Annotated in this window: 19 protein-coding genes; 7 read left to right on the forward strand and 12 right to left on the reverse strand. The window is 47.2% G+C overall.

The window, feature by feature from the left end; all coding sequences use genetic code 11:
- Positions 1 to 7: 7 nt before the first annotated feature.
- Complete coding sequence (locus CPY98_RS09190) at positions 8 to 553, forward strand: DUF5384 family protein (protein WP_046359021.1); 546 nt, start codon at positions 8 to 10, stop codon at positions 551 to 553.
- Between the two features lie 128 nt (positions 554 to 681).
- Here CPY98_RS09190 and CPY98_RS09195 read toward each other — a convergent pair whose 3' ends face one another.
- The 3 genes from CPY98_RS09195 to nhaB form a co-directional block, all read right to left on the reverse strand.
- Positions 682 to 873, reverse strand: a complete 192-nt coding sequence (locus CPY98_RS09195) for a hypothetical protein (protein ID WP_025801989.1) — start codon at positions 871 to 873, stop codon at positions 682 to 684.
- A 182-nt stretch (positions 874 to 1055) separates the two neighbouring features.
- Complete coding sequence (dsbB, locus tag CPY98_RS09200; RefSeq protein ID WP_025801991.1) at positions 1056 to 1586, reverse strand: disulfide bond formation protein DsbB; 531 nt, start codon at positions 1584 to 1586, stop codon at positions 1056 to 1058.
- A gap of 110 nt (positions 1587 to 1696) precedes the next feature.
- The gene (nhaB, locus tag CPY98_RS09205) at positions 1697 to 3274 is read right to left on the reverse strand and encodes a sodium/proton antiporter NhaB (protein WP_096387447.1); all 1578 of its coding nucleotides are present in this window, start codon (positions 3272 to 3274) and stop codon (positions 1697 to 1699) included.
- Between the two features lie 246 nt (positions 3275 to 3520).
- Here nhaB and CPY98_RS21065 point away from each other — a divergent pair, with 246 nt between their 5' ends.
- Complete coding sequence (locus CPY98_RS21065) at positions 3521 to 3652, forward strand: hypothetical protein (protein ID WP_004090179.1); 132 nt, start codon at positions 3521 to 3523, stop codon at positions 3650 to 3652.
- Positions 3653 to 3713: 61 nt separating this feature from the next.
- On the opposite strand, the gene CPY98_RS09210 is transcribed toward CPY98_RS21065, so the two are convergent.
- On the reverse strand, positions 3714 to 4001 hold the full coding sequence (locus CPY98_RS09210; protein ID WP_025801995.1) for a hypothetical protein: 288 nt from the start codon (positions 3999 to 4001) through the stop codon (positions 3714 to 3716).
- A gap of 298 nt (positions 4002 to 4299) precedes the next feature.
- On the opposite strand from CPY98_RS09210, the gene fadR reads away from it, so the two are divergent.
- Entirely contained in the window at positions 4300 to 5019 is a 720-nt protein-coding gene (gene fadR / locus CPY98_RS09215) for a fatty acid metabolism transcriptional regulator FadR (protein WP_025801997.1), read from the forward strand.
- Positions 5020 to 5093: 74 nt separating this feature from the next.
- On the opposite strand, the gene CPY98_RS09220 is transcribed toward fadR, so the two are convergent.
- Positions 5094 to 6629 (reverse strand): SpoVR family protein, encoded by a 1536-nt coding sequence (locus CPY98_RS09220; protein WP_043493042.1) that lies wholly within the window; start codon positions 6627 to 6629, stop codon positions 5094 to 5096.
- Positions 6630 to 7329: 700 nt separating this feature from the next.
- On the opposite strand from CPY98_RS09220, the gene CPY98_RS09225 reads away from it, so the two are divergent.
- Both CPY98_RS09225 and dadX read left to right on the forward strand, forming a co-directional pair.
- Complete coding sequence (locus CPY98_RS09225; RefSeq protein ID WP_096387449.1) at positions 7330 to 8634, forward strand: D-amino acid dehydrogenase; 1305 nt, start codon at positions 7330 to 7332, stop codon at positions 8632 to 8634.
- 89 nt (positions 8635 to 8723) lie between these two features.
- Positions 8724 to 9794 (forward strand): catabolic alanine racemase DadX, encoded by a 1071-nt coding sequence (dadX, locus tag CPY98_RS09230; RefSeq protein ID WP_046450206.1) that lies wholly within the window; start codon positions 8724 to 8726, stop codon positions 9792 to 9794.
- A 22-nt stretch (positions 9795 to 9816) separates the two neighbouring features.
- Here dadX and CPY98_RS09235 read toward each other — a convergent pair whose 3' ends face one another.
- The 3 genes from CPY98_RS09235 to CPY98_RS09245 form a co-directional block, all read right to left on the reverse strand.
- Complete coding sequence (locus tag CPY98_RS09235; RefSeq protein ID WP_096387451.1) at positions 9817 to 11016, reverse strand: multidrug effflux MFS transporter; 1200 nt, start codon at positions 11014 to 11016, stop codon at positions 9817 to 9819.
- Positions 11017 to 11090: 74 nt separating this feature from the next.
- Entirely contained in the window at positions 11091 to 11660 is a 570-nt protein-coding gene (locus CPY98_RS09240; RefSeq protein WP_096387453.1) for a 3'-5' exonuclease, read from the reverse strand.
- An 86-nt stretch (positions 11661 to 11746) separates the two neighbouring features.
- The gene (locus CPY98_RS09245; protein ID WP_025802010.1) at positions 11747 to 11962 is read right to left on the reverse strand and encodes a YccJ family protein; all 216 of its coding nucleotides are present in this window, start codon (positions 11960 to 11962) and stop codon (positions 11747 to 11749) included.
- Between the two features lie 224 nt (positions 11963 to 12186).
- Here CPY98_RS09245 and CPY98_RS09250 point away from each other — a divergent pair, with 224 nt between their 5' ends.
- Positions 12187 to 12429 (forward strand): YceK/YidQ family lipoprotein, encoded by a 243-nt coding sequence (locus CPY98_RS09250; RefSeq protein ID WP_043493050.1) that lies wholly within the window; start codon positions 12187 to 12189, stop codon positions 12427 to 12429.
- Between the two features lie 24 nt (positions 12430 to 12453).
- On the opposite strand, the gene CPY98_RS09255 is transcribed toward CPY98_RS09250, so the two are convergent.
- Positions 12454 to 12708, reverse strand: a complete 255-nt coding sequence (locus tag CPY98_RS09255; protein ID WP_040045089.1) for a hypothetical protein — start codon at positions 12706 to 12708, stop codon at positions 12454 to 12456.
- Between the two features lie 419 nt (positions 12709 to 13127).
- On the opposite strand from CPY98_RS09255, the gene ompC reads away from it, so the two are divergent.
- Positions 13128 to 14231, forward strand: coding sequence for a porin OmpC (gene ompC / locus CPY98_RS09260; protein ID WP_025802016.1), 1104 nt, complete (start codon positions 13128 to 13130; stop codon positions 14229 to 14231).
- Between the two features lie 78 nt (positions 14232 to 14309).
- Here ompC and CPY98_RS09265 read toward each other — a convergent pair whose 3' ends face one another.
- The 3 genes from CPY98_RS09265 to CPY98_RS09275 all read right to left on the reverse strand — a co-directional run bounded on the left by CPY98_RS09265 (position 14310) and on the right by CPY98_RS09275 (position 19589).
- On the reverse strand, positions 14310 to 16085 hold the full coding sequence (locus CPY98_RS09265) for an ABC transporter ATP-binding protein/permease (protein WP_043493051.1): 1776 nt from the start codon (positions 16083 to 16085) through the stop codon (positions 14310 to 14312).
- Between the two features lie 185 nt (positions 16086 to 16270).
- Entirely contained in the window at positions 16271 to 17548 is a 1278-nt protein-coding gene (locus tag CPY98_RS09270) for a YeaH/YhbH family protein (protein WP_040045087.1), read from the reverse strand.
- Positions 17549 to 17654: 106 nt separating this feature from the next.
- A complete protein-coding gene (locus CPY98_RS09275) occupies positions 17655 to 19589 on the reverse strand; it encodes a PrkA family serine protein kinase (RefSeq protein ID WP_025802022.1) in 1935 nt (644 codons plus the stop codon).
- Between the last annotated feature and the right edge of the window lie 382 nt (positions 19590 to 19971).

The following is a 19971-nucleotide window of genomic DNA, read 5'->3' on the forward strand; positions in this document are numbered from 1 at the left end:
TCTTACGATGCGTAAAGTATTGTTTTATATTTTGACGTCGTTGCTGATTTCCCCTGCATTCGTTCATGCCGCCTCCTTACAGGATCAACTTTCAGCAGTTGCACAAGCTGAAAGTCAAGGCAAAGCGCAAGAAAGTCGAGAGGCCGATTTAAGGCAGGCTCAATATGAGCGTGAATTAAGAAATGAGCAATCTCGACGAGCTAAAGCTAATGCTTTGGCTGAAAAGAAGCGTCAGGAAAAAGCTGCTGTTAATGCTGCAGAAAGAAAACAGCGCTTGGAAGTAGCGAATGCTGATAAAAAGAGAGATCAGTCGTACGAAGATGAATTGAGGCAGCTAGAAATCCAGTCTAGAAAATTAGAATTGGAACGACAGGCTGCCCGTGCGAAGAGAGAAAATGATTTTATCGATCAGGATTTAAAATCTCAGGCGGCGAAAACTGACGTTATTCAATCTGAAGCAGATGTGAATCGCAATCTCTCTATTGGTGGTAAAGAGCTGATGCAGAGCGAAGGGAAGTCACGCGAGAAAAAAGCCAGTAGCTGGTTTAATTAATAATAGACTTTAAATATTATTAGTTGTGCGAGTCCTCCTGAAAGATAAAAAGCCTGATAGATTTCTTCGAGTTTTATTCGTTGATAATCTTCAGGCTTTTTTCGTTAAATTTTCTTTAAATGATTAACTTAAAGATGCTGTAACCGCTCAACCGAGAGTATATGCAGGTCTTTCGCACTGGCGCTAAGGTATTGCGCCACGTCAATCAGCGCGGCCTCTAAAACCTCGCCATCCTCCTTACTCAATGTGGCTTGCCCGTTCATGATGAAATCATGCACTTCGTTGTTTGATCTGTAGATAACTTTGAATTGATGCATCATAGATTAGTTCTCTGAATGTTGGATTTCATAACTCAAGATTAGAGGGCTGAAGCAAGGGATTCAAGGATATGAAGATAAATAGACAGGCAACAGTGACTATTTAGCTGATTTACGCGGATTTGATTCCATTGGGGTATAAAAAAAGCACCGATTAAGGTGCTTTTTTTATTTCAAAGAGATCGTTAGCGGCCAAACAAATCGCGGCGTTTTGGCTTCACAAACTGCGCAATGAACACCAATGCGGCAACCAACAAGAACGCAGCAAAAATGCCGACTAACCATTGTGGCATCTCTAACGTCAGAAACTCCCACTGACGCACTGAACAGTCACCTGATGCCGAGAAAATGCCCGGAGCCCATTTGTCTAACGGTAACCACGAAGGGAAGGAGACAAAGAAATCACAGGTGACAAACGGGGATGGATGTAGCTGAATCATGGTGTGCTTCCACGCCAGCATCAAGCCCTCATAGGCGCTATAAATCCAGATTAGGATCGCAATCCAACGTAGCGGCGTTTTAGGCGCAATGGCGCCAACAATGCCTGCGCCCATAATGCCAAACAATGCACAGCGCTCATAAATGCATAATACGCAAGGCTTTAATAGCATGACATGCTGGAAATACAGCGCGACCAACTCAAATATTAACGCGGTGATGGCTAAAAGTGCCCAAGCTCCGCGACCACGAGAACAACCATTTAAAAATTGCAACATATCAGATCCATTCCATGCCACAGCTAGATGTGCGCAGTGTAAACGATATTGTCTTACCTGCCAGCTATTAGATTGAAAAACTAGTCATTGTTTAAGTATTAATGATATTGCTAATTAACACTCGACAATACCTCATTGACCGGCGGTAAAGACAGCCAATGCCACTGGTAAAACAGCTGAGTCACCGGTTCTAATGTGAACTGGACGCAGGCTAACCCAACAAGTGTCATTACAACGGTATAAGGCAGAGCCATCCACACCATCCGTCCATATGATAAACGAATAAGCGGGGAGAGCGCTGACGTTAATAAGAACAAGAACGCGGCTTGACCGTTTGGCGTTGCCACCGATGGCAAATTCGTGCCGGTATTGATCGCAACGGCCAGCATCTCAAACTGTTTTAGTGAGATCGCGCCAGATTCCAATGCCGCTTTCGCCTCATGAATATACACCGTACCCACGAACACGTTGTCTGAAATAGACGAAAGTAGACCATTAAACAGATAAAAAAGCGTTAATTGATGTTCAGGTGAGGCCTGAAGCACAAAATGGATGACCGGTGAGAATAGCTGCTGGTCGATAATAACGGCGACGACCGCAAAAAATACGGTCAGCAGCGCGGTAAAAGGCAGTGACTCCTGAAAGGCCTTGCCGATGGCATGTTCATCGGTAACGCCGCAAAATGCCGTGGCTAATACGATAACACTCAGGCCAATCAAACCGACCTCGGCCAGATGGAACGCTAGCGCGGCGATCAGCCAGATACCAATTAATGCCTGAATAAACAGTTTTTGGCGTTCCTGACGGGTGCGCTTGCGCGTAGCGTTTTGATCGTATTCACGCAGAACTTGGCGAACGCGCTTTGGCAAACGGGTGCCGTAGCCAAATACGTGAAAACGCTCAACCAGATAGCAGGTCAAGATCCCACAAATAAACACGGGTACGGTGACGGGAGCCATACGCAATAGAAAGGAAACAAAATCCCAGTCGGCGCTTTTAGCAATAATCAGGTTTTGTGGCTCACCGACCATCGTCATGACGCCGCCGAGCGCGGTACCCACGCCTGCATGCATCATGAGGCTACGTAAGAAAGATCTAAACTGATTTAAGATCGCGCGTCGGCCCGCATTTTGAAGATGACTGTCATCATTAAGTGCCAATGATTCATCTATGCCTGAAGCGACTTTATGGTAGATGCCGTAGAACCCAACGGCGACGCTGATCACCACTGCGATAACCGTCAATGCATCAAGAAACGCAGATAGAAAGGCAGAAGCAATACAAAAAGCCAGCGAGAGTGCGATTTTTGAACGGATGTTAAGCAGTAGCTTGGTAAATACAAACAGCAGTAGCTGTTTCATGAAATAGATGCCCGCTACCATGAAAATAAGCAGCAGCACGACTTCGATATTAGCGGCCACCTCGTGCTTAACTTTTTCAGCCGTGGTCATTCCTATGAGGACGGCTTCAAAAGCGAGTAGTCCGCCAGGAAGCAGGGGATAGCACTTTAGCGCCATGGCAAGGGTGAAGATGAACTCAGCAACCAGAAGCCACCCAGCCATAAACGGGCTGACAAAAAAGAATACCAGTGGATTCACCAGTAAAAAGATCAGAATGGCGATTTTGTACCAGTCTGGTGCGTTACCTAGAAAATTTTTGCTGAAAGCCTGAGAAAATGTGGTGTTCATAACAACTCTGCACCCAAAATTTGAACAAACAGATAGAATATTTTAATGCGAAGCTCAGACTATACTCTTTTTGTTCTGTGACGTAAAAGTAGACGGAAATAAAATAACTCCTTTAAAATCATTTTATTATTATGGTTTTTTATCTCGGGAATTTATCTCTGTACAGAATATGAACGTGAGCGAGGGGTTTTACCTGCGTGAATAACGCCGTTATACTGCGTTTATTGATCTAGCGAGGTATTCTGTATGAACGAAGATATTTTTGATTTTGACATTGACGCTCAGCTTGAGCAGGCTGAAAAGCGTGCGCAGGAAAAAGCCAATGAAGTCCCTGTTGAGCTGAATGATGAAGCCGACTGTGAAGGCTGTAAAATCTAGTAGCAGTGAACATAAAAAAACCGCCGTTTCGGCGGTTTTTTTATATGCACATCACAATAGCCTAATAGGCTTCTCTGATATCGCCAATCACGGTTTGTGTCACCGGCAATGCAATATTGAGATCGCCCATGGCGCTCATTGCTGGCAGGGAGATATTGAGATCGCCAACGTCAGGGGATTTTCCATCCTCTAAAGCGGAAGCTTCAACTGACTGTTGATAATGTGGTTCAGACTTAGGCTGAGGTTTCCGGAAAAAACGCGGCATACCGCTGCCGCCATAGACCGTCACCAGTAGGGCGGAAGTCGTCAACACACAGGATGCGCTAATCAAAATACCTGCAAGATCCATACTGTCCTCTGAACTCGATTGATAACGATTGTCATTTTAACTCTCATATCTATCAGCAATCCAGATCTAATTGAGTTTTATTCTTATTTGCTAATAAGGTGTTAATTGATGAAGGCGTCTTTTACATAGAAATGCAGGTGTGTAACATAATTACCGCATAAAATTGAGGTTATTTTTGTGATGGGTGATCTATTGTTTCGCGCAATCCCGAGCATCAGCGCTATATCAGCCATAGGCGATCTGGTATGATGAGCGCCATGTTATTAGTGGAATATCGTCGTTACGGAACGTCAACAATATGGTTATTAAGGCGCAGAGTCCAGCAGGGTTTGCAGAAGAGTATATCATTGAAAGCATTTGGAATAATCGCTTTGCACCTGGATCAATCTTACCGGCAGAGCGTGAGCTGTCTGAGCTCATTGGTGTCACGCGCACCACGCTACGTGAGGTTCTACAGCGATTGGCTCGAGATGGTTGGTTAACTATTCAGCATGGTAAACCAACGAAAGTGAATAATTTCTGGGAAACCTCGGGTTTAAATATTCTGGAAACATTAGCTCGTCTCGATCACGATAGTGTTCCGCAGCTTATCGATAATCTGTTATCTGTGCGTACCAATATTGCCTCTATCTTTATTCGTACCGCGGTGCGTCAGCATCCAGATAAAGTGCAAGAGATCTTGGCTCAAGCAGAGACTGTGGACGATCACGCAGAAGCTTTCACGGATTTGGACTATGGAATTTTCCGTGGGCTCGCCTTTGCGTCTGGGAATCCTATCTATGGTTTGATCCTCAACGGTCTGAAAGGCTTGTATACCCGCGTTGGGCGCTATTACTTCTCAAATCCCGAAGCGCGCAAATTGGCGTTAACCTTTTATGCCAAGCTGAGCCAGCTGTGCCACGAGCAGAACTATGAGAAAGTTATGGAATACGTGCGCAACTATGGTAAAGACAGCGGCGCTATTTGGCATAGCATGCAAGGATCCATTCCAAGCGATTTGGCGGAAGGCCGTCGCTAGTTGATTGGGTCGCAAAGAGAATAAAACAAAGGGCGCATGATGCGCCCTTTTTGCGTTCTATGATAAGGAAACTGTCAAAGCTGATTGGGGCGAGCAGGGCAGCGCTCCAGCAGTTCGACATTACCATCTTCATTAAGCTGTTCTAAATACACATCGAATCCCCATAGACGATGCAGATGCTTTAACACTTCGCGGCGGCCTTTATCCAGCGGAGCACGATTATGCGGCACATAACGCAGCGTTAATGAGCGGTCTCCACGCAAAGCGACATTCCATACCTGAATATTCGGTTCGTGGTTACTCAAATTATACTGCGCTGACAGTTGCTCACGGATGCGGCGATAGCCTTCCTCATTATGAATCGCATCGATTTCCAGATAGTTATTCCTGTCATCATCTAATACCGTGAAAAGCCTAAAATCACGCATCAGCTTCGGTGATAAGAACTGGCTGATAAAGCTTTCATCTTTAAAATCACGCATGGCGAAATGCAGCGTATCTAGCCAATCCGTACCGGCGATGGCAGGGAACCAATGACGATCCTCTTCGGTCGGGTTTTGGCAAATTCGTTTAATATCTTGGAACATGGCAAAGCCCAACGCATAGGGGTTAATGCCATTGTAATAAGGGCTGTTGTATGCGGGCTGGTACACCACGTTGGTATGGCTGTGCAAAAATTCCAGCATAAAACGGTCACTGACCAGATTTTCATCATAGAGATGATTCAAAATTGTGTAGTGCCAGAAGGTGGCCCAACCCTCATTCATCACCTGAGTCTGTTTTTGCGGATAAAAATACTGGCTCACTTTACGCACGATGCGCACGATCTCTCTCTGCCAAGGCTCTAGCAACGGGGCGTTTTTCTCTAAGAAATAGAGAATATTTTCCTGCGGCTCGCTGGGAAAACGGGCGGCTTCAACCGCGTGCTCTTCGCGCTCGCGGCGCGGCAATGTTTTCCACAGCTCGTTAACTTGGCTTTGCAGATACTCTTCGCGTGATTTCTGGCGCGCAATTTCATCCTCCATGGATATTTTTTGCGGACGTTTATAGCGGTCGACGCCGTAGTTCATCAGCGCATGGCATGAGTCCAGTAGGCGCTCAACCTCATCAACGCCGTAGCGCTCTTCACATTGAGTAATGTAATGGCGAGCAAAGAGCAGATAATCCACAATCGAACTCGCATCTGTCCAACTACGAAAGAGATAGTTGTTCTTAAAAAATGAGTTATGCCCATAGCAGGCATGTGCCATCACCAGCGCCTGCATAGTGATGGTGTTTTCTTCCATCAAATAAGCGATGCAAGGATTCGAGTTGATGACAATTTCATACGCTAGGCCTTGCTGACCATGCTTATACAGCTGCTCGGTTTCGATAAACTTTTTACCGAAAGACCAATGGGTATAGTTGATAGGCATACCCACGCTGGAATAGGCGTCCATCATCTGTTCGGCGGTGATCACCTCAATCTGATGCGGATAGGTGTCCAGTCGGTAGTGTTTAGCAACCCGATCGATTTGATCTAGATAATCCTGTAGCAACGGAAATGTCCAATCAGGACCATCACTTAATGTGGTGGCTTCCCGTGCCTGCTTACGAGTTGAAATAGTCATTAGCGCATCTCCCGACGAAACATGATTGTCAGTGGACTTTTTGTCAGTGGATCTGTCAGACATGCAGACCCTGTAACAAGCGTAGCTCAAGGGAGAAAAAGCGAGATGTTTTGTCGTGCTACCAATCACTTAAAGTGACAAAAACGCATTATTAGAAAGGTTTTTTGCTGGCTGAAAACCGCTTAATTGGTGGTTTTTAACTCTGCAAATATCGCCTTAAGTCAGTATTAAATTTTACTCATCTCGCTGCTCCTAGTGACGAAGTGACGAGGTCAGTCGCCATGCAGTCGCTCAGTTAATTTTGTAGATAACGAAATGAAAATCGCCACTTTATGCTGCTATCTCGTTTTCAAGTAGATGTATGTGGCCATTTGATAGCCGCAAAACAAAAGAAGTCCCTGTGAGTCACATTTATACAACATAAAGTAAAGCTTAGCGTCCAGCAGGGCTATTTAGAATGTCATATGCTTAATACTAATGTTACAAATGTGTAAATTAAATAATGATGCAGGCTTATAAATTTCAATGGGTTAGTGATAGTCATGGCAATGCAGGAAAATGAGGTCCATTCCCTGTGCTCTATGAATAATCGTGATTTCATTCACACTTGCGCCAAGATATGTTGGATAGGTTTTTATATTTAGTTATTTTTATGTAACCAGAATATTGTGCTTTTAACCATCGGGATATGGAGTCGTCTATGCGTGTTATCGTGCTGGGTAGTGGAGTCGTCGGCGTAGCGAGCGCTTGGTATCTGGCGCAGGCAGGCCATGATGTTGTGGTGTTAGACCGTCAAGATGGCCCCGCGCTGGAAACCAGTGCGGCAAACGCAGGGCAAATCTCTCCGGGCTATGCGGCTCCTTGGGCTGCGCCAGGCGTTCCGTTGAAAGCAATCAAATGGATGTTCCAGCGCCATGCGCCGCTGGCGATCCGTTTGGACGGCACTAGCGATCAGCTGCGCTGGATGTGGCAAATGCTGCGTAACTGCGACAGCTCTCACTACGCGCTCAATAAATCTCGCATGGTGCGTTTGTCTGAGTACAGCCGTGATTGCCTAAAAGCATTAAGGGCGGAAACCAACATCCATTATGAAGGCCGCCAAAAAGGGACTCTGCAATTGTTCCGAACCGCGCAGCAATTTGAGAATGCGGCGCGTGATATTGAAGTGCTGAAGGAGGCTGGTGTTCCTTATCGTTTGATGGAAGCGAGTGAGTTAGGCTCGGTTGAACCGGCACTCGCGCAGGTTCAGCATAAACTCAGCGGTGGTTTGCAGCTACCCAATGATGAAACCGGCGACTGCCAGCTGTTTACTCAGCAATTGGCCGCCATGGCGCAGCGTGCAGGCGTAGAGTTCCGTTTTAATATATCAATTGATCGTTTGCTGAAAGAGGGCAACCAGATCACCGGCATTCAGTGTGGAAACGAGGTTATTACCGGTGACGCCTATGTGGTGGCATTAGGTTCTTATTCGACCGCTTTGTTACATGACATGTTGGCAATCCCGGTTTATCCGTTGAAAGGCTACTCGCTGACCATCCCTATCACCAACCCTGATGGCGCGCCGGTATCTACCGTACTCGATGAGACTTATAAGATTGCGATTACTCGTTTCGACCAGCGTATTCGTGTAGGGGGAATGGCGGAAATCGTTGGCTTTAATACTAACCTCTTGGATGCGCGCCGAAAGACGTTGGAAATGGTGGTTCGCGATCTTTATCCAAACGGTGGGAATATCGAGCAGGCTAAATTCTGGACGGGTCTACGCCCGATGACGCCAGACGGAACGCCAATGGTCGGCAAAACGCCGATCAAAAATCTGTATTTAAACACCGGACATGGAACATTAGGCTGGACGATGGCCTGTGGTTCAGGGCAGCTGCTGGCTGATATTATTTCAGGTATCACTCCGGCTATCCCTTCGGAAGATCTTTCTGTTGCCCGCTATGACAAACGTTTTCATCAGCAAAGCGGCCGTAGCTTAAGCGATATTCATACCGCACATTAATAAAAAATAGAGCGTTTATGGGGGCTGTTTATGCGCTCATAAACGCTGCGGTTCACCTGCATCTTGCTTTAATCTCACAGGAGAGGGCTATGCCTCGCCCCATTCACGCTACGGTACATCTATCGGCGCTGACCCATAATTTGCGTCAGATACGCCAGCAAACTCGCGGTGCTAAGATTTGGTCAGTGGTTAAAGCCAACGCTTACGGTCATGGCCTCGGTCGAGTATGGCCTGCGTTAAAAGAAACGGATGGCTTTGCGTTATTGGATATCGACGAAGCGATCCTGCTACGTAAGCAGGGCTGGGAAGGGCCAATACTGCTGCTGGAAGGCTTTTTCCATGCGCAGGATTTAGCGCTTATCGATCAATATCGACTGACTACGGTGATTCACTGTGAGCATCAGTTGCAGATGTTACAGCACGCACAGCTGAGCCAACCGCTCGATATCTATCTCAAAGTTAATTCGGGCATGCATCGACTTGGTTTCATGCCTGAGGATTTGATGGCGGCTTATCATTCTGCCCGTGCGTTACCTCATGTGGGGCAAGTTACTTTGATGACCCATTTTGCCAATGCTGATAATCATCTTGGCGTAGAGCCACAGCTCGCAGCGTTTAACGCCGCTTGCGCAGATATATCAGCCCCACGCTGTTTAGCCAATTCGGCAGCCGTGCTTTGGCATCCACATACCCATGCAGACTGGGTTAGGCCAGGCATTGTTTTATATGGCGCATCGCCAACCGGACGTTGGCAGGATATCGCCGATGCCAATCTACGGCCGGCCATGAGCTTAAACAGTGAAATTATTGCGATTCAAAATATGGCGACTGGCGATGCGATTGGATACGGTAGCCGTTATCAGGCTAATCAGCCGCAGAGAATCGGTATTGTGGCGTGTGGCTATGCCGATGGTTACCCAAGGCATGCGCCATCAGGAACGCCGGTGTGGGTAAATGGGACACGTACTTCATTGTTGGGCGCGGTATCTATGGATATGCTCGCGGTAGATTTAAGCGAGCTACCCGATGCGCAAATTGGCACGCCCGTTGAGCTATGGGGACAAAATCTGCCGGTGGACGATGTTGCTCAGTCTGCGGGAACGATTGGCTATGAACTTCTCTGTGCCGTGGCACAGAGAGTTCCGGTGATCATACGCTGATAGTACAAGAGCCGTAATCGACTTAGGCCTGATTAATCGACTTCACGCGGCCTTTAAGCTTGCTACTCAGCAATCGGGCGGATAAGGCCAATAGACCACCGAGCAACATAACAATCGCCAGTGCAGGCTTCGCTGACATCGGCAACGCAATGGCGATTAACGCAATACTTGAACCGATCGCCATTTGCACAAAACCAACCAAGGCGGAAGCAATGCCCGCTTCGTCGGAATAAGGCTCCAGCGCATAGCTGGTGGCGGGCCCCATAATAAACGCTAATCCCGCACAGGCGCTGGCGACAGGTAACATATAACTTAGCCAGTGTTGGCTTGCCGCCTCGGGTAACAAGTGCATGCCAGCAAATAGGCCTACACAACCTAACCCCATCAGAATGGTGCCCAGCATCAGACAGAATGGGCGACCCGCGCGTTGAATCACTTTATTTGCCAACAGACTGACCAGCAAAATCCAGAAACCATTACCGCCAAAGATAAGTGAGAAAGTCAGCGGTGAAAGCTGACCTTCGGTCATCAAAACGGTGGGCGCAAAGGAGACATAGGTGATTGCCATCCCCATTGCGCCCGCATTCACTAAGGCAAAGCGCAAAAAACGACCGTTGCTGAGAATGCGTGCATATTGTTTTAGCGGTAAACCTTTGACCGGTTTGGTATCCGCAGGGCGAGTTTCAGGTAGCCAGATGGCCATAATGATGAAAACCACTACGGCATACAGCACCAAGAACCAGAACGGTGCGCGCCAGTTAAATAACTCCGCCAATATGCCGCCTAGCAGCGGGGCCAATGCCGGCACAATGTTGAGCGTTCCGTTGAGAAAGCCATAGGCTTTTGCCGCCTCGTTGCCGCTTAGGCGGTCGCGAACACCGCTGAAACACACTACGCCGGTACAGCAAACGGCACAGCCTTGAACCACGCGGGCAATAACGAAAATATCGGAAGAGGTGGAAAGCGCTGCCAAAATCGAGCCCACGATATAGAGCGCAATGCCCACCAGCGCGATAGGGCGACGACCAAATTTATCCACCAACGGGCCCGCAATTAGCTGACCTAGCCCCATCACTAATAAAAATAGGGAAATGGTGGATTGAATAACTTCGTTCTTAACCTGAAAATCAGCGGCAATGGCTGGAATAGTCGGCAGGAAAAGATCGATCCCCAAAGGACCAAACAGAACAAGCGTAAGCAGTAGCAGAATATAGTTTCGCATAATAATTTTTTTAATGGTGATTGGCAGTTAAGCAGGTGTTTCTCATCCGTATTTTCGGAAGCGTCCCGATATGTTTACTGATGATTTTCAAGCGCAGACGGTATCACACGTAGCGAACGGAAGATATCTGAGACATAGCGAGCCTGATGCCGAGCATCGTCCAACGGCAAATGCGGTACGCCTTCAAATGGCCGCGTTTTTTTGGGATCAAAACCAAGCGTGCGCGCCAGTGTGACCAAGGTGCGCACATCCTGCGTGCGCCAAAAATCCCACGGACAGGCCATCTCAAGCTGACTATAGGCATGTTCCAGAATCGAACAATCGAACTCTTTTCCATTGCCCCATACGTGGACTTTGTCCGTAGTGTTGATCTGAATAAAGCGGCTGAACTGAGTCAGTGTTTTCTTTAGCGTTTCGGTACCGGAAAAGGCCTCTTTACGTGCTGCATCAGACTGCTGCGCCCACCATGCGACCGTATCTGCGCTGATGGTGCGATGTGGCTGTGGCTTCTGTGGGCTGACCTGAGCGGTAAAACTTTCGCCCAGTTCACCCGTCATCGGGTCAAAAAATATGGCTGCTACGGAGAGGATCACCGCACTTGGCGTGGTATCCAACGTTTCAATATCTAGCATCAAATGGTGCATAGCGTAGCCTTTAACGACAAAAAGAGTGAAAAAAAGAGACAAAAATGCCCGCGGTTACGGGCATGGTCTGAAAGGGATGAGGCGCGTTACACGTTGGCGCGGAAGATGGTTTCTTCACCCCAGTACAGCTCATCTTTATCTGTTTTAGAGAATGCTAATGGCAAGACTTCGTCGCTGCCTTCTTCCCAAATTTTTTCAGCTAATACTTCATCATTCTTAGCTAATTCGAAAATTGCGTGTGCGATTTCGACAGATGTCTGACGTAGACGCGCCCAATCGGCGATGTGATGTGGATCTGACATAACAGTCTCCTTAAAAACGAACGAAGTAAGCTGATCTAGTATGAACTTGTTTTCGCTATTGGGTTAGTTTTGAGTGCGCAAGTGTTATAAATTTAATCACTTACCGCGGAGCGTCAGCTCGAAAATCAACCGTAACGGCTTAATCTTCACCTTACCGCAGGTGTCAGCGTCTAGCCACTGATATATACTCCAAAATTGTTCCATTGCGTCAATATGAGAAAAGTATGAAGACAGAACTATGGTCAAAATGGGTTTTGCTTGCGACCTGTGTGATGCTGCTCAGCGGCTGCGGGAGCATCATTAGCCGAACTGCGGGGAAAGGGCACGGATATCAATATTATCCAGGCGTACAGTGGGATCTCCGCGATAGCCCTTGGCGTTATGTCACTGCGTTAGACGTGCCATTTTCTTTAATCGCCGATACGTTTATGCTGCCGTTTGATGCTAAGCATGGCCCTTATAATTGAACATGGTTAAGCATAACTGACAGATCATTTCGTTTGTAAAAGTCGTTTGCGGCGCAGCAAGTTTTCATCGCCGATAAGTCGGTCGATTGCGCTTAATAGCAACGTTTTGCGTTCTAGGCTGGTTTCTTGATCGGCAGAGTGGGCTAACGAGTTAATTAATTTACCATAAACAATATCGCCTTCGCGCCCGACTAAATCACTGACGGCCTCGCCGATAATTTTAGAAACTTCATTGCGAAATAAATTTTGGGCGACATCATCAATTAATAAACTATTCATCAGTCATTTCCTATACACAGGCCAATCTACGTCAGGTATTGAGGATGCACTTGAACAGTGCAAAAAAGTAAAACCTCAGAAGTATAGCCTTGTTTTCAGCCTGCCCACGGTAAAAGAGTTTGATGATAATTAGAAAAATGTTAGCAAACATTTTGATATTTTACACAATGATCTGAAGTATTAGTAACTCTTATCAATTCCAGCTCGAGGCATATTACCCCAGATTCTTGTAGGTATTTAATTAACCGGATTTTTTCTAAAATTAAGCCCTGTTTTTTATAGGTCTACTTCATTGTCATCAAAAGTATTTTTTGTGCAATAAAACTTTCATCTTCATTCGGTAAAACATCTGCGCCTCCAGAAATAGGCAAAGCATAAAAAATACGTAATTGCAGATAACAATATTGATGGATGAGACAATGAAAAAAAGTGCGTTGGCAATGATGATGACATTGGCTGTTGCTTCTCTGGCAACATCTGTTTCGCAGGCAGCAGAAGTTTACAATAAAGACGGCAACAAGCTCGATATGTATGGTCGAGTGAAGGCTGAGCATTATCTTTCTGACAATAATGCGGTGGATGGTGATCAATCCTACGTGCGCTTCGGATTCAAAGGCGTCACGCAGATTAACGATATGATGCAGGGCTTTGGTCAGTGGGAGTATCAAATTGCGGCCAACCGTGCGGAAAGCGATGGCGCGACAGGAACGAAAACACGTTTAGGTTTTGCAGGACTAAAGTTTAGCGAGTTTGGCTCGTTCGACTATGGACGTAACTACGGCGCTCTGTATGACGTTGAAGCGTGGACGGATATGATCCCAGAGTTTGGTGGCGACAGCTATACCAAAGCCGATAACTTTATGACGGGGCGTAGCACCGGTCTCGCAACCTACCGAAATCGTGATTTCTTTGGTTTGGTTGATGGTTTGAATTTTGCGCTGCAGTATCAAGGCAAAAATGAAAACGATCGCGACATTACCAAACAGAATGGCGATGGTTACTCTTTATCGACAACCTATGAAATCGTTGACGGCATTTCTATCGGTGGCGCGTATGCCTCTTCAGACCGCACGCGTGCGCAGCAGGCATCCGCATTTGGTCATGGCGATAAAGCCGATGCTTGGACCGGTGGCTTAAAATACGATGCTAATAATGTTTACTTGGCTGCTATGTATGCAGAAACACGCAATATGACCCCAATATCGGGGACGTCTGTGATTAATGGGGTTAATACCAGCGTGAAAGGGCTGGCTAATAAAACGCAAAACGTCGAAGTAATTGCCCAATATCAATTCGATTTTGGTCTGCGTCCGTCACTGGGGTATATCCAATCCAAAGGTAAGGATATTGAGGGCGTGGGCGATGCTGATTTAGTGAAATATATTGATGTGGCAGCCACTTATTACTTCAATAAAAATATGTCGGCGTTTGTAGACTACAAAATAAACCAGCTAAACGACAACAACCCGTTGAATTTGAATACGGATGACGTGGTGGCGTTAGGGCTGGTTTATCAGTTCTAATAAATAGAACACCAAGGACTAACGTGTTCTTGGATTGAATAAACCCCGCGTACTGAAAGCCAGCACGCGGGGTTTGTTTTAGTGATTAAGCGAGCTAATTTCAATCACGGATGGGGCAGAGTAATAAATCTCTTCTTGGTCGGCATCGGCCTGCTTAACAAATTTCCAGCGAATATTGTGGAAAGGTGCCACGCTGCTACGGTGTGCGACGCTGATCAAGGTTGTGTCGGGCAGCATTTGGTTGATCAGCTGATAAACACGCTGTTCGGTTTCTTCATCCAGTGCGCTGGTGGCTTCATCCAGATACAGCACGTCGGGTTTTATCACTAATGCACGGGCAAATGACAAACGCTGTTGCTCACCAGGGGATAGCTGATGAGTCCAGTTAGCGCGAATGTCTAATGCCTGATGTAGATGATGTAAACGGCAGGCTTTTAAAACCTGCTGTAATTCTTCGTCACTATAACCGGCTGAGCTTTGCGGATAGCACAATGCATCGCGCAGTGTACCAATCGGCAAATAACTGCGTTGAGGCAAAAACAGCACGGTGCGTTGGTCTGCCGGAGGTTGTGAAATCTCCCCGTGACCATAAGGCCAGACGCCTGCAATGGCTCGTAGCAACGTGGATTTCCCGCAGCCAGAAGGACCTGTGATTAAGATTTTATCTCCGCGGCGTGCGTGGAGATTGGCATGGCTGAATAGTTCGCGCCCTTGATGCAAGCTCAAGGTGAGATCGCGCGTAACTAATGAATCATCACGGTCGGCGCAGGTCGTGTGGGAAAGATTATTTGGATGCTGCTCAATTGCGGTTATGGCAGCGTTAAAACCCGCCAAACGGTTTACACAGGCTTTCCACGAGGCCAAATCGGTGAATGCACCAATGAACCAAGACAGGGCACCCTGTACCTGTCCAAATGCGGAAGCAACCTGCATCAATGTGCCGAGCTGAATGGCGTTGGAGAAATAGCGCGGTGACGCCACCAGAATAGGGAAAATATTGGCAAATTGGTCGTAAAAGGTAGAGGCCACATTCAGGCGCTTCGTTAAGCGCATGATTGACCACCAGTTGCCGCGAATGTTTTCAAACTGGCCGCTGAGCTGATTTTTTTCCTGTTGTTCACCGTGATACAGCGCAATGGGATCGGCATTGTCACGGATTCGAATCAAACCAAAACGAAAGTTTGCTTCGAAACGTTCTTGATCGAAACTTAATCCCACCAGCGGGCGCCCAATCCACCAAATTAAAATTGACCCCATACCGGCATAGAGCAGGGCGAACCACACCATATAACCCGGTATAACAAACTGGTGGTCGTTCAACATGAATGAGATGGATCCGCTGACCGTCCACAATATGGCGACAAACGAAAATAGCGTCACTAGGCTGGAGAGTAGGCCTAGGCTTAAAGAGAGCGTTCCGTTGGTGAGCGCGTTGAGGTCCTGCGAAATACGCTGATCGGGGTTATCAATGGTCTGTTGAATTTCCGTGTGGTAATAGGCCTGATGTGAAAGCCATTTACTCATGTATTTTTCGGTCATCCAACGACGCCAGAGCATCTGTAAGCCCTGAGTCAGATAGATACGATAAATAGCGATAACAATAAAAATGACCGCCAGATAGCTAAAGCGTATTAGCTGCGCTTTAAACACGTCGTAATTACGGTTTTGCAGCGCATCGTAGAAAACACGATTCCATTCGTTAAACAAAACATTGATATACACGCCAGCGAGCGTGAGGGCGATGATCGCGATAAGGCGAGTCCAGGCGCTGACTTTTTCTTCTGAAACCCAATAAGGTTTAATCAATTGCCACACTTCTGACCAGTGTGTTGTTCTGTGAAGAGGTTGCTGCATAAGACGGTATTCCTGATGCAATAGTGACAATAAAAGTAATAAACAAAGCGACAAAAAAACTGTTGTCTAGATTGTGACAGACAGCACAATCCTACAAATGTTCAGTTGTAAATGAAGGTGTCAGCACGAAGAGAATAAAAAACCGCCGGCGGACAGAGATCCCGCTGGCGGTTGAGGGTGTTTGCTTAGTTTTTGTTAACTTGGGCCTGAAACAGTTCTCTAAACACCGGGTAGATATCATCAGGCTCACGGATATGCTGCATCGCAAAGTTCTCAAACCGTTGTTTGAGCCCTTCGTATTCACGCCATAGCGTCTGATGCGCACGGCGGGTAATTTCAATGTAGCTATAGTAGCGTACCTGTGGCAGGAGCTTATTGGCTAATAACTCAGAGCACAGAGGTGAGTCATCGGCCCAGTTATCGCCGTCGGAAGCCTGCGCGGCATAAACGTTCCACTCTGCCGAGTTGTAACGTTCACGCACAATTTCATCCATGAGCTTAAGCGCGCTAGACACAATGGTGCCGCCTGTTTCCTGCGAGTAGAAGAACTCCTGTTCATCAACTTCTTTGGCTTGTGTGTGGTGACGGATATACACCACGTCGACGTTTTTGTACGTTCTGCTCAAGAAGAGATAGAGCAGAATATAAAAACGTTTAGCCATATCCTTAGTGGCTTGATCCATTGAGCCTGAAACGTCCATCAAGCAGAACATCACCGCTTGGCTGGAAGGTTCAGGGCGGCGTTCATAGTTCTTGTAACGCAGATCGAAAGTGTCAATAAATGGAACTCTATCGATGCGTTGGCGCAGCTCCGCAATTTCTTTACGGATACGCTCTTCTTCCAGCAGCTGTGCCGGTTCACTGTGGCGTAGCTCTTCAAGTACGTTTTCGAGCTCATGCAGTTCACGCCGTTTCCCCGCGGTCATTGCCGTACGGCGCGCCAGAGAGTTTTGCAGCGAACGAACCACGCTAATATTGGCGGGCACGCCGTTCGAGGTAAAACCCGAACGATGGGTTTTATACTCGGTCAGCTGTTTGTATTGGTTTTTGCGCAGGTTTGGCAGCGCTAAATCTTCGAACAAAAGATCGAGATATTCATCTTTCGATATCTGGAAGACAAATTCATCTTCACCTTCGCCGTCTTTACTGGCCTCACCTTGACCACTTCCGCCGCCCCCTCCGCCGCCTTGTGGGCGTTCGATGCGGTCGTTTTGCACAAAGTGATCGTTGCCCGGATGGACACGATGACGCTCGCCGCCGCGTCCCTGATGAAACATCGGTTCACTGATGTCTTCATTGGGAATCGAGACAGACTCACCGCTTTCGACGTCGGTCACCGAACGTTTATTAATGGCGTCGGCGATAGAATGCTTTATTTGCGACTTATAGCGGCGTAAAAAGCGCTGGCGGTTAACCATGCTTTTATTCTTGCCGTTTAGTCGCCGATCAATGAAATAGGCCATATTTCCCCCAAACGACGTTACCGTCTGAAATACGCCGTAAATTCCCGTATGCCAACTCGGGTAAACCGCGCCAACGACTGGGTCGACGCGGTTTTGGTTACGCGCATTATGATGATTTTCTAACTCGCAGATACCATTCGCACAGCAGACGAACCTGCTTGCGGGTATAGCCTTTTTCCATCATACGGTCGACAAAATCGTCGTGTTTTTTCTGTTCATCGGTCGAGGTTTTGGCATTAAACGAAATAACCGGCAGCAGTTCCTCGGTATTCGAGAACATTTTCTTCTCGATCACGGTGCGCAGTTTTTCGTAGCTCGTCCAGTTCGGGTTATGTCCGTTGTGATTAGCGCGGGCACGCAGCACGAAGTTAACGATTTCATTACGGAAATCTTTCGGGTTGCTAATGCCTGCCGGTTTTTCAATTTTCTCCAGTTCCGCATTTAAGGATTCGCGATCGAATAGCTGACCGGTTTCAGGATCGCGATATTCTTGATCCTGGATCCAGAAGTCGGCATACGTGACATAGCGGTCAAAGATATTTTGTCCGTACTCAGAATAAGATTCTAAGTAGGCGGTTTGGATTTCTTTGCCGATAAACTCCACGTATTTCGGGATCAGATAGCCTTTCAGATGCTCCAGATATTTTTCTGCAACGTCCTGAGGGAACTGTTCGCGCTCAACCTGCTGTTCCAACACATAGAACAGATGAACCGGGTTAGCCGCCACTTCGCTATGATCGAAGTTGAAAACGCGTGACAGAATTTTGAACGCGAAACGGGTCGATAGCCCGTTCATGCCTTCATCAACGCCAGCGTAATCGCGGTATTCCTGATAGGACTTGGCTTTCGGATCGGTATCTTTCAGGCTCTCGCCGTCGTATACCCGCATTTTTGAATAGATGCTGGAGTTTTCCGGCTCTTTCAGGCGAGACAAAATAGAGAAGCGTGACAGCGTTTCCAGCGTACCCGGCGCGCACGGTGCGTGGTCCAGTTCGCTGTTGCGCAGCAGCTTGTCGTAGATTTTCATCTCTTCAGACACGCGCAGGCAATAAGGCACTTTGACGATGTAAACACGGTCAAGGAAGGCCTCATTATTTTTGTTATTACGGAACGTCACCCATTCCGACTCGTTGGAGTGCGCCAAAATGATGCCACTGAAAGGCAGGGCGGAAATCCCTTCGGTACCGTTATAGTTGCCTTCCTGCGTTGCGGTTAGCAACGGATGCAGCACTTTGATTGGCGCCTTAAACATTTCCACGAACTCCATCATCCCCTGGTTTGCACGGCACAGTGCGCCGGAGTAACCATAGGCATCAGGATCGTTTTGGGCATGATTTTCGAGTTTACGAATATCCACCTTACCCACCAGCGCAGAGATATCTTGGTTATTCTCGTCGCCCGGTTCGGTTTTAGCGATGGCAATCTGTTCAAGAATAGATGGCCATACTTTAACCACTTTGAACTTGGTAATGTCTCCACCAAAATCATGCAGGCGTTTGGCCGCCCACGGTGACATGATGGTGCCGAGATAGCGCGGAGGAATGCCGTATTCTTTATTCAGAATATTGGCATCTTCCTGTGGATTGAACAGGCAAAGCGGATGATCGTTAACCGGGCTACGTTCACCGTTGGCGCTGAGAACATAGATAGGCACGCGCTGCATTAATGCTTTTAGGCGTTCCGCCAGCGATGATTTACCACCGCCGACCGGCCCCAGCAGATACAGGATTTGTTTTTTCTCTTCCAGACCTTGCGCGGCGTGTTTGAGGTACGCCACGATTTGTTCGATGGCTTCTTCCATGCCATAGAATTCTTCAAAAGCAGGGTAGCGGGCTATGACCCGGTTCGAGAACAAACGCGACATGCGTGATTCAAGCGCGGTGTCGATCATGGCAGGCTCGCCGATAGCCATAAGCAGACGCTCAGCGGCGTTCGCGTAGGCGCTACGATCCTGACGGCAGATAGCAAGGAAATCCTGCAGTGTGAACTCTTCGTCCTTGGCAGCTTCATAACGCTGGCGATAGTGGTCAAATATGTTCATAGCGATGCCCGTCCTGATAAAATGGTTGGGAACAAAAAAAGTAACAGTCTTCATTTTGGGGGTTAAAATTTTGAAACTGTTACCATATTGTTATGAGCGGCTTTCATCAGTTGGTCAAGTTACCGGCAGGTAAGATTGGTATAAAATTTATCGGCATTATGAAAAGCATTTAGATATAAATGCTGAGGAAGAGTGGTGTAAAAGCGATAAATCTACCATTTGTGCTAAAAAACATCTCTCGCTGCCAATATTTTCGCCGAATTCACTACAACAAATATTTATTAAAGGCATTTGTACAACGACAGATGTTGAAGCTGAAGCGTAAAAAATAGTGGTGTTTCGGCACAGCCTGTTTGACAGATGTAAAGATTCCGAAACTGCC

This window comes from Hafnia sp. CBA7124 (assembly GCF_002355555.1).
GTDB lineage: Bacteria > Pseudomonadota > Gammaproteobacteria > Enterobacterales > Enterobacteriaceae > Hafnia > Hafnia alvei.

Coding starts and splice junctions, on each gene's coding strand:
- CPY98_RS09190 (WP_046359021.1), top strand. CDS start 8: ATGCGTAAAGTATTGTTTTATATTTTGACGTCGTTGCTGATTTCCCCT.
- CPY98_RS09195 (WP_025801989.1), bottom strand. CDS start 873: ATGATGCATCAATTCAAAGTTATCTACAGATCAAACAACGAAGTGCAT.
- dsbB (WP_025801991.1), bottom strand. CDS start 1,586: ATGTTGCAATTTTTAAATGGTTGTTCTCGTGGTCGCGGAGCTTGGGCA.
- nhaB (WP_096387447.1), bottom strand. CDS start 3,274: ATGAACACCACATTTTCTCAGGCTTTCAGCAAAAATTTTCTAGGTAAC.
- CPY98_RS21065 (WP_004090179.1), top strand. CDS start 3,521: ATGAACGAAGATATTTTTGATTTTGACATTGACGCTCAGCTTGAGCAG.
- CPY98_RS09210 (WP_025801995.1), bottom strand. CDS start 4,001: ATGGATCTTGCAGGTATTTTGATTAGCGCATCCTGTGTGTTGACGACT.
- fadR (WP_025801997.1), top strand. CDS start 4,300: ATGGTTATTAAGGCGCAGAGTCCAGCAGGGTTTGCAGAAGAGTATATC.
- CPY98_RS09220 (WP_043493042.1), bottom strand. CDS start 6,629: ATGACTATTTCAACTCGTAAGCAGGCACGGGAAGCCACCACATTAAGT.
- CPY98_RS09225 (WP_096387449.1), top strand. CDS start 7,330: ATGCGTGTTATCGTGCTGGGTAGTGGAGTCGTCGGCGTAGCGAGCGCT.
- dadX (WP_046450206.1), top strand. CDS start 8,724: ATGCCTCGCCCCATTCACGCTACGGTACATCTATCGGCGCTGACCCAT.
- CPY98_RS09235 (WP_096387451.1), bottom strand. CDS start 11,016: ATGCGAAACTATATTCTGCTACTGCTTACGCTTGTTCTGTTTGGTCCT.
- CPY98_RS09240 (WP_096387453.1), bottom strand. CDS start 11,660: ATGCACCATTTGATGCTAGATATTGAAACGTTGGATACCACGCCAAGT.
- CPY98_RS09245 (WP_025802010.1), bottom strand. CDS start 11,962: ATGTCAGATCCACATCACATCGCCGATTGGGCGCGTCTACGTCAGACA.
- CPY98_RS09250 (WP_043493050.1), top strand. CDS start 12,187: ATGAAGACAGAACTATGGTCAAAATGGGTTTTGCTTGCGACCTGTGTG.
- CPY98_RS09255 (WP_040045089.1), bottom strand. CDS start 12,708: ATGAATAGTTTATTAATTGATGATGTCGCCCAAAATTTATTTCGCAAT.
- ompC (WP_025802016.1), top strand. CDS start 13,128: ATGAAAAAAAGTGCGTTGGCAATGATGATGACATTGGCTGTTGCTTCT.
- CPY98_RS09265 (WP_043493051.1), bottom strand. CDS start 16,085: ATGCAGCAACCTCTTCACAGAACAACACACTGGTCAGAAGTGTGGCAA.
- CPY98_RS09270 (WP_040045087.1), bottom strand. CDS start 17,548: ATGGCCTATTTCATTGATCGGCGACTAAACGGCAAGAATAAAAGCATG.
- CPY98_RS09275 (WP_025802022.1), bottom strand. CDS start 19,589: ATGAACATATTTGACCACTATCGCCAGCGTTATGAAGCTGCCAAGGAC.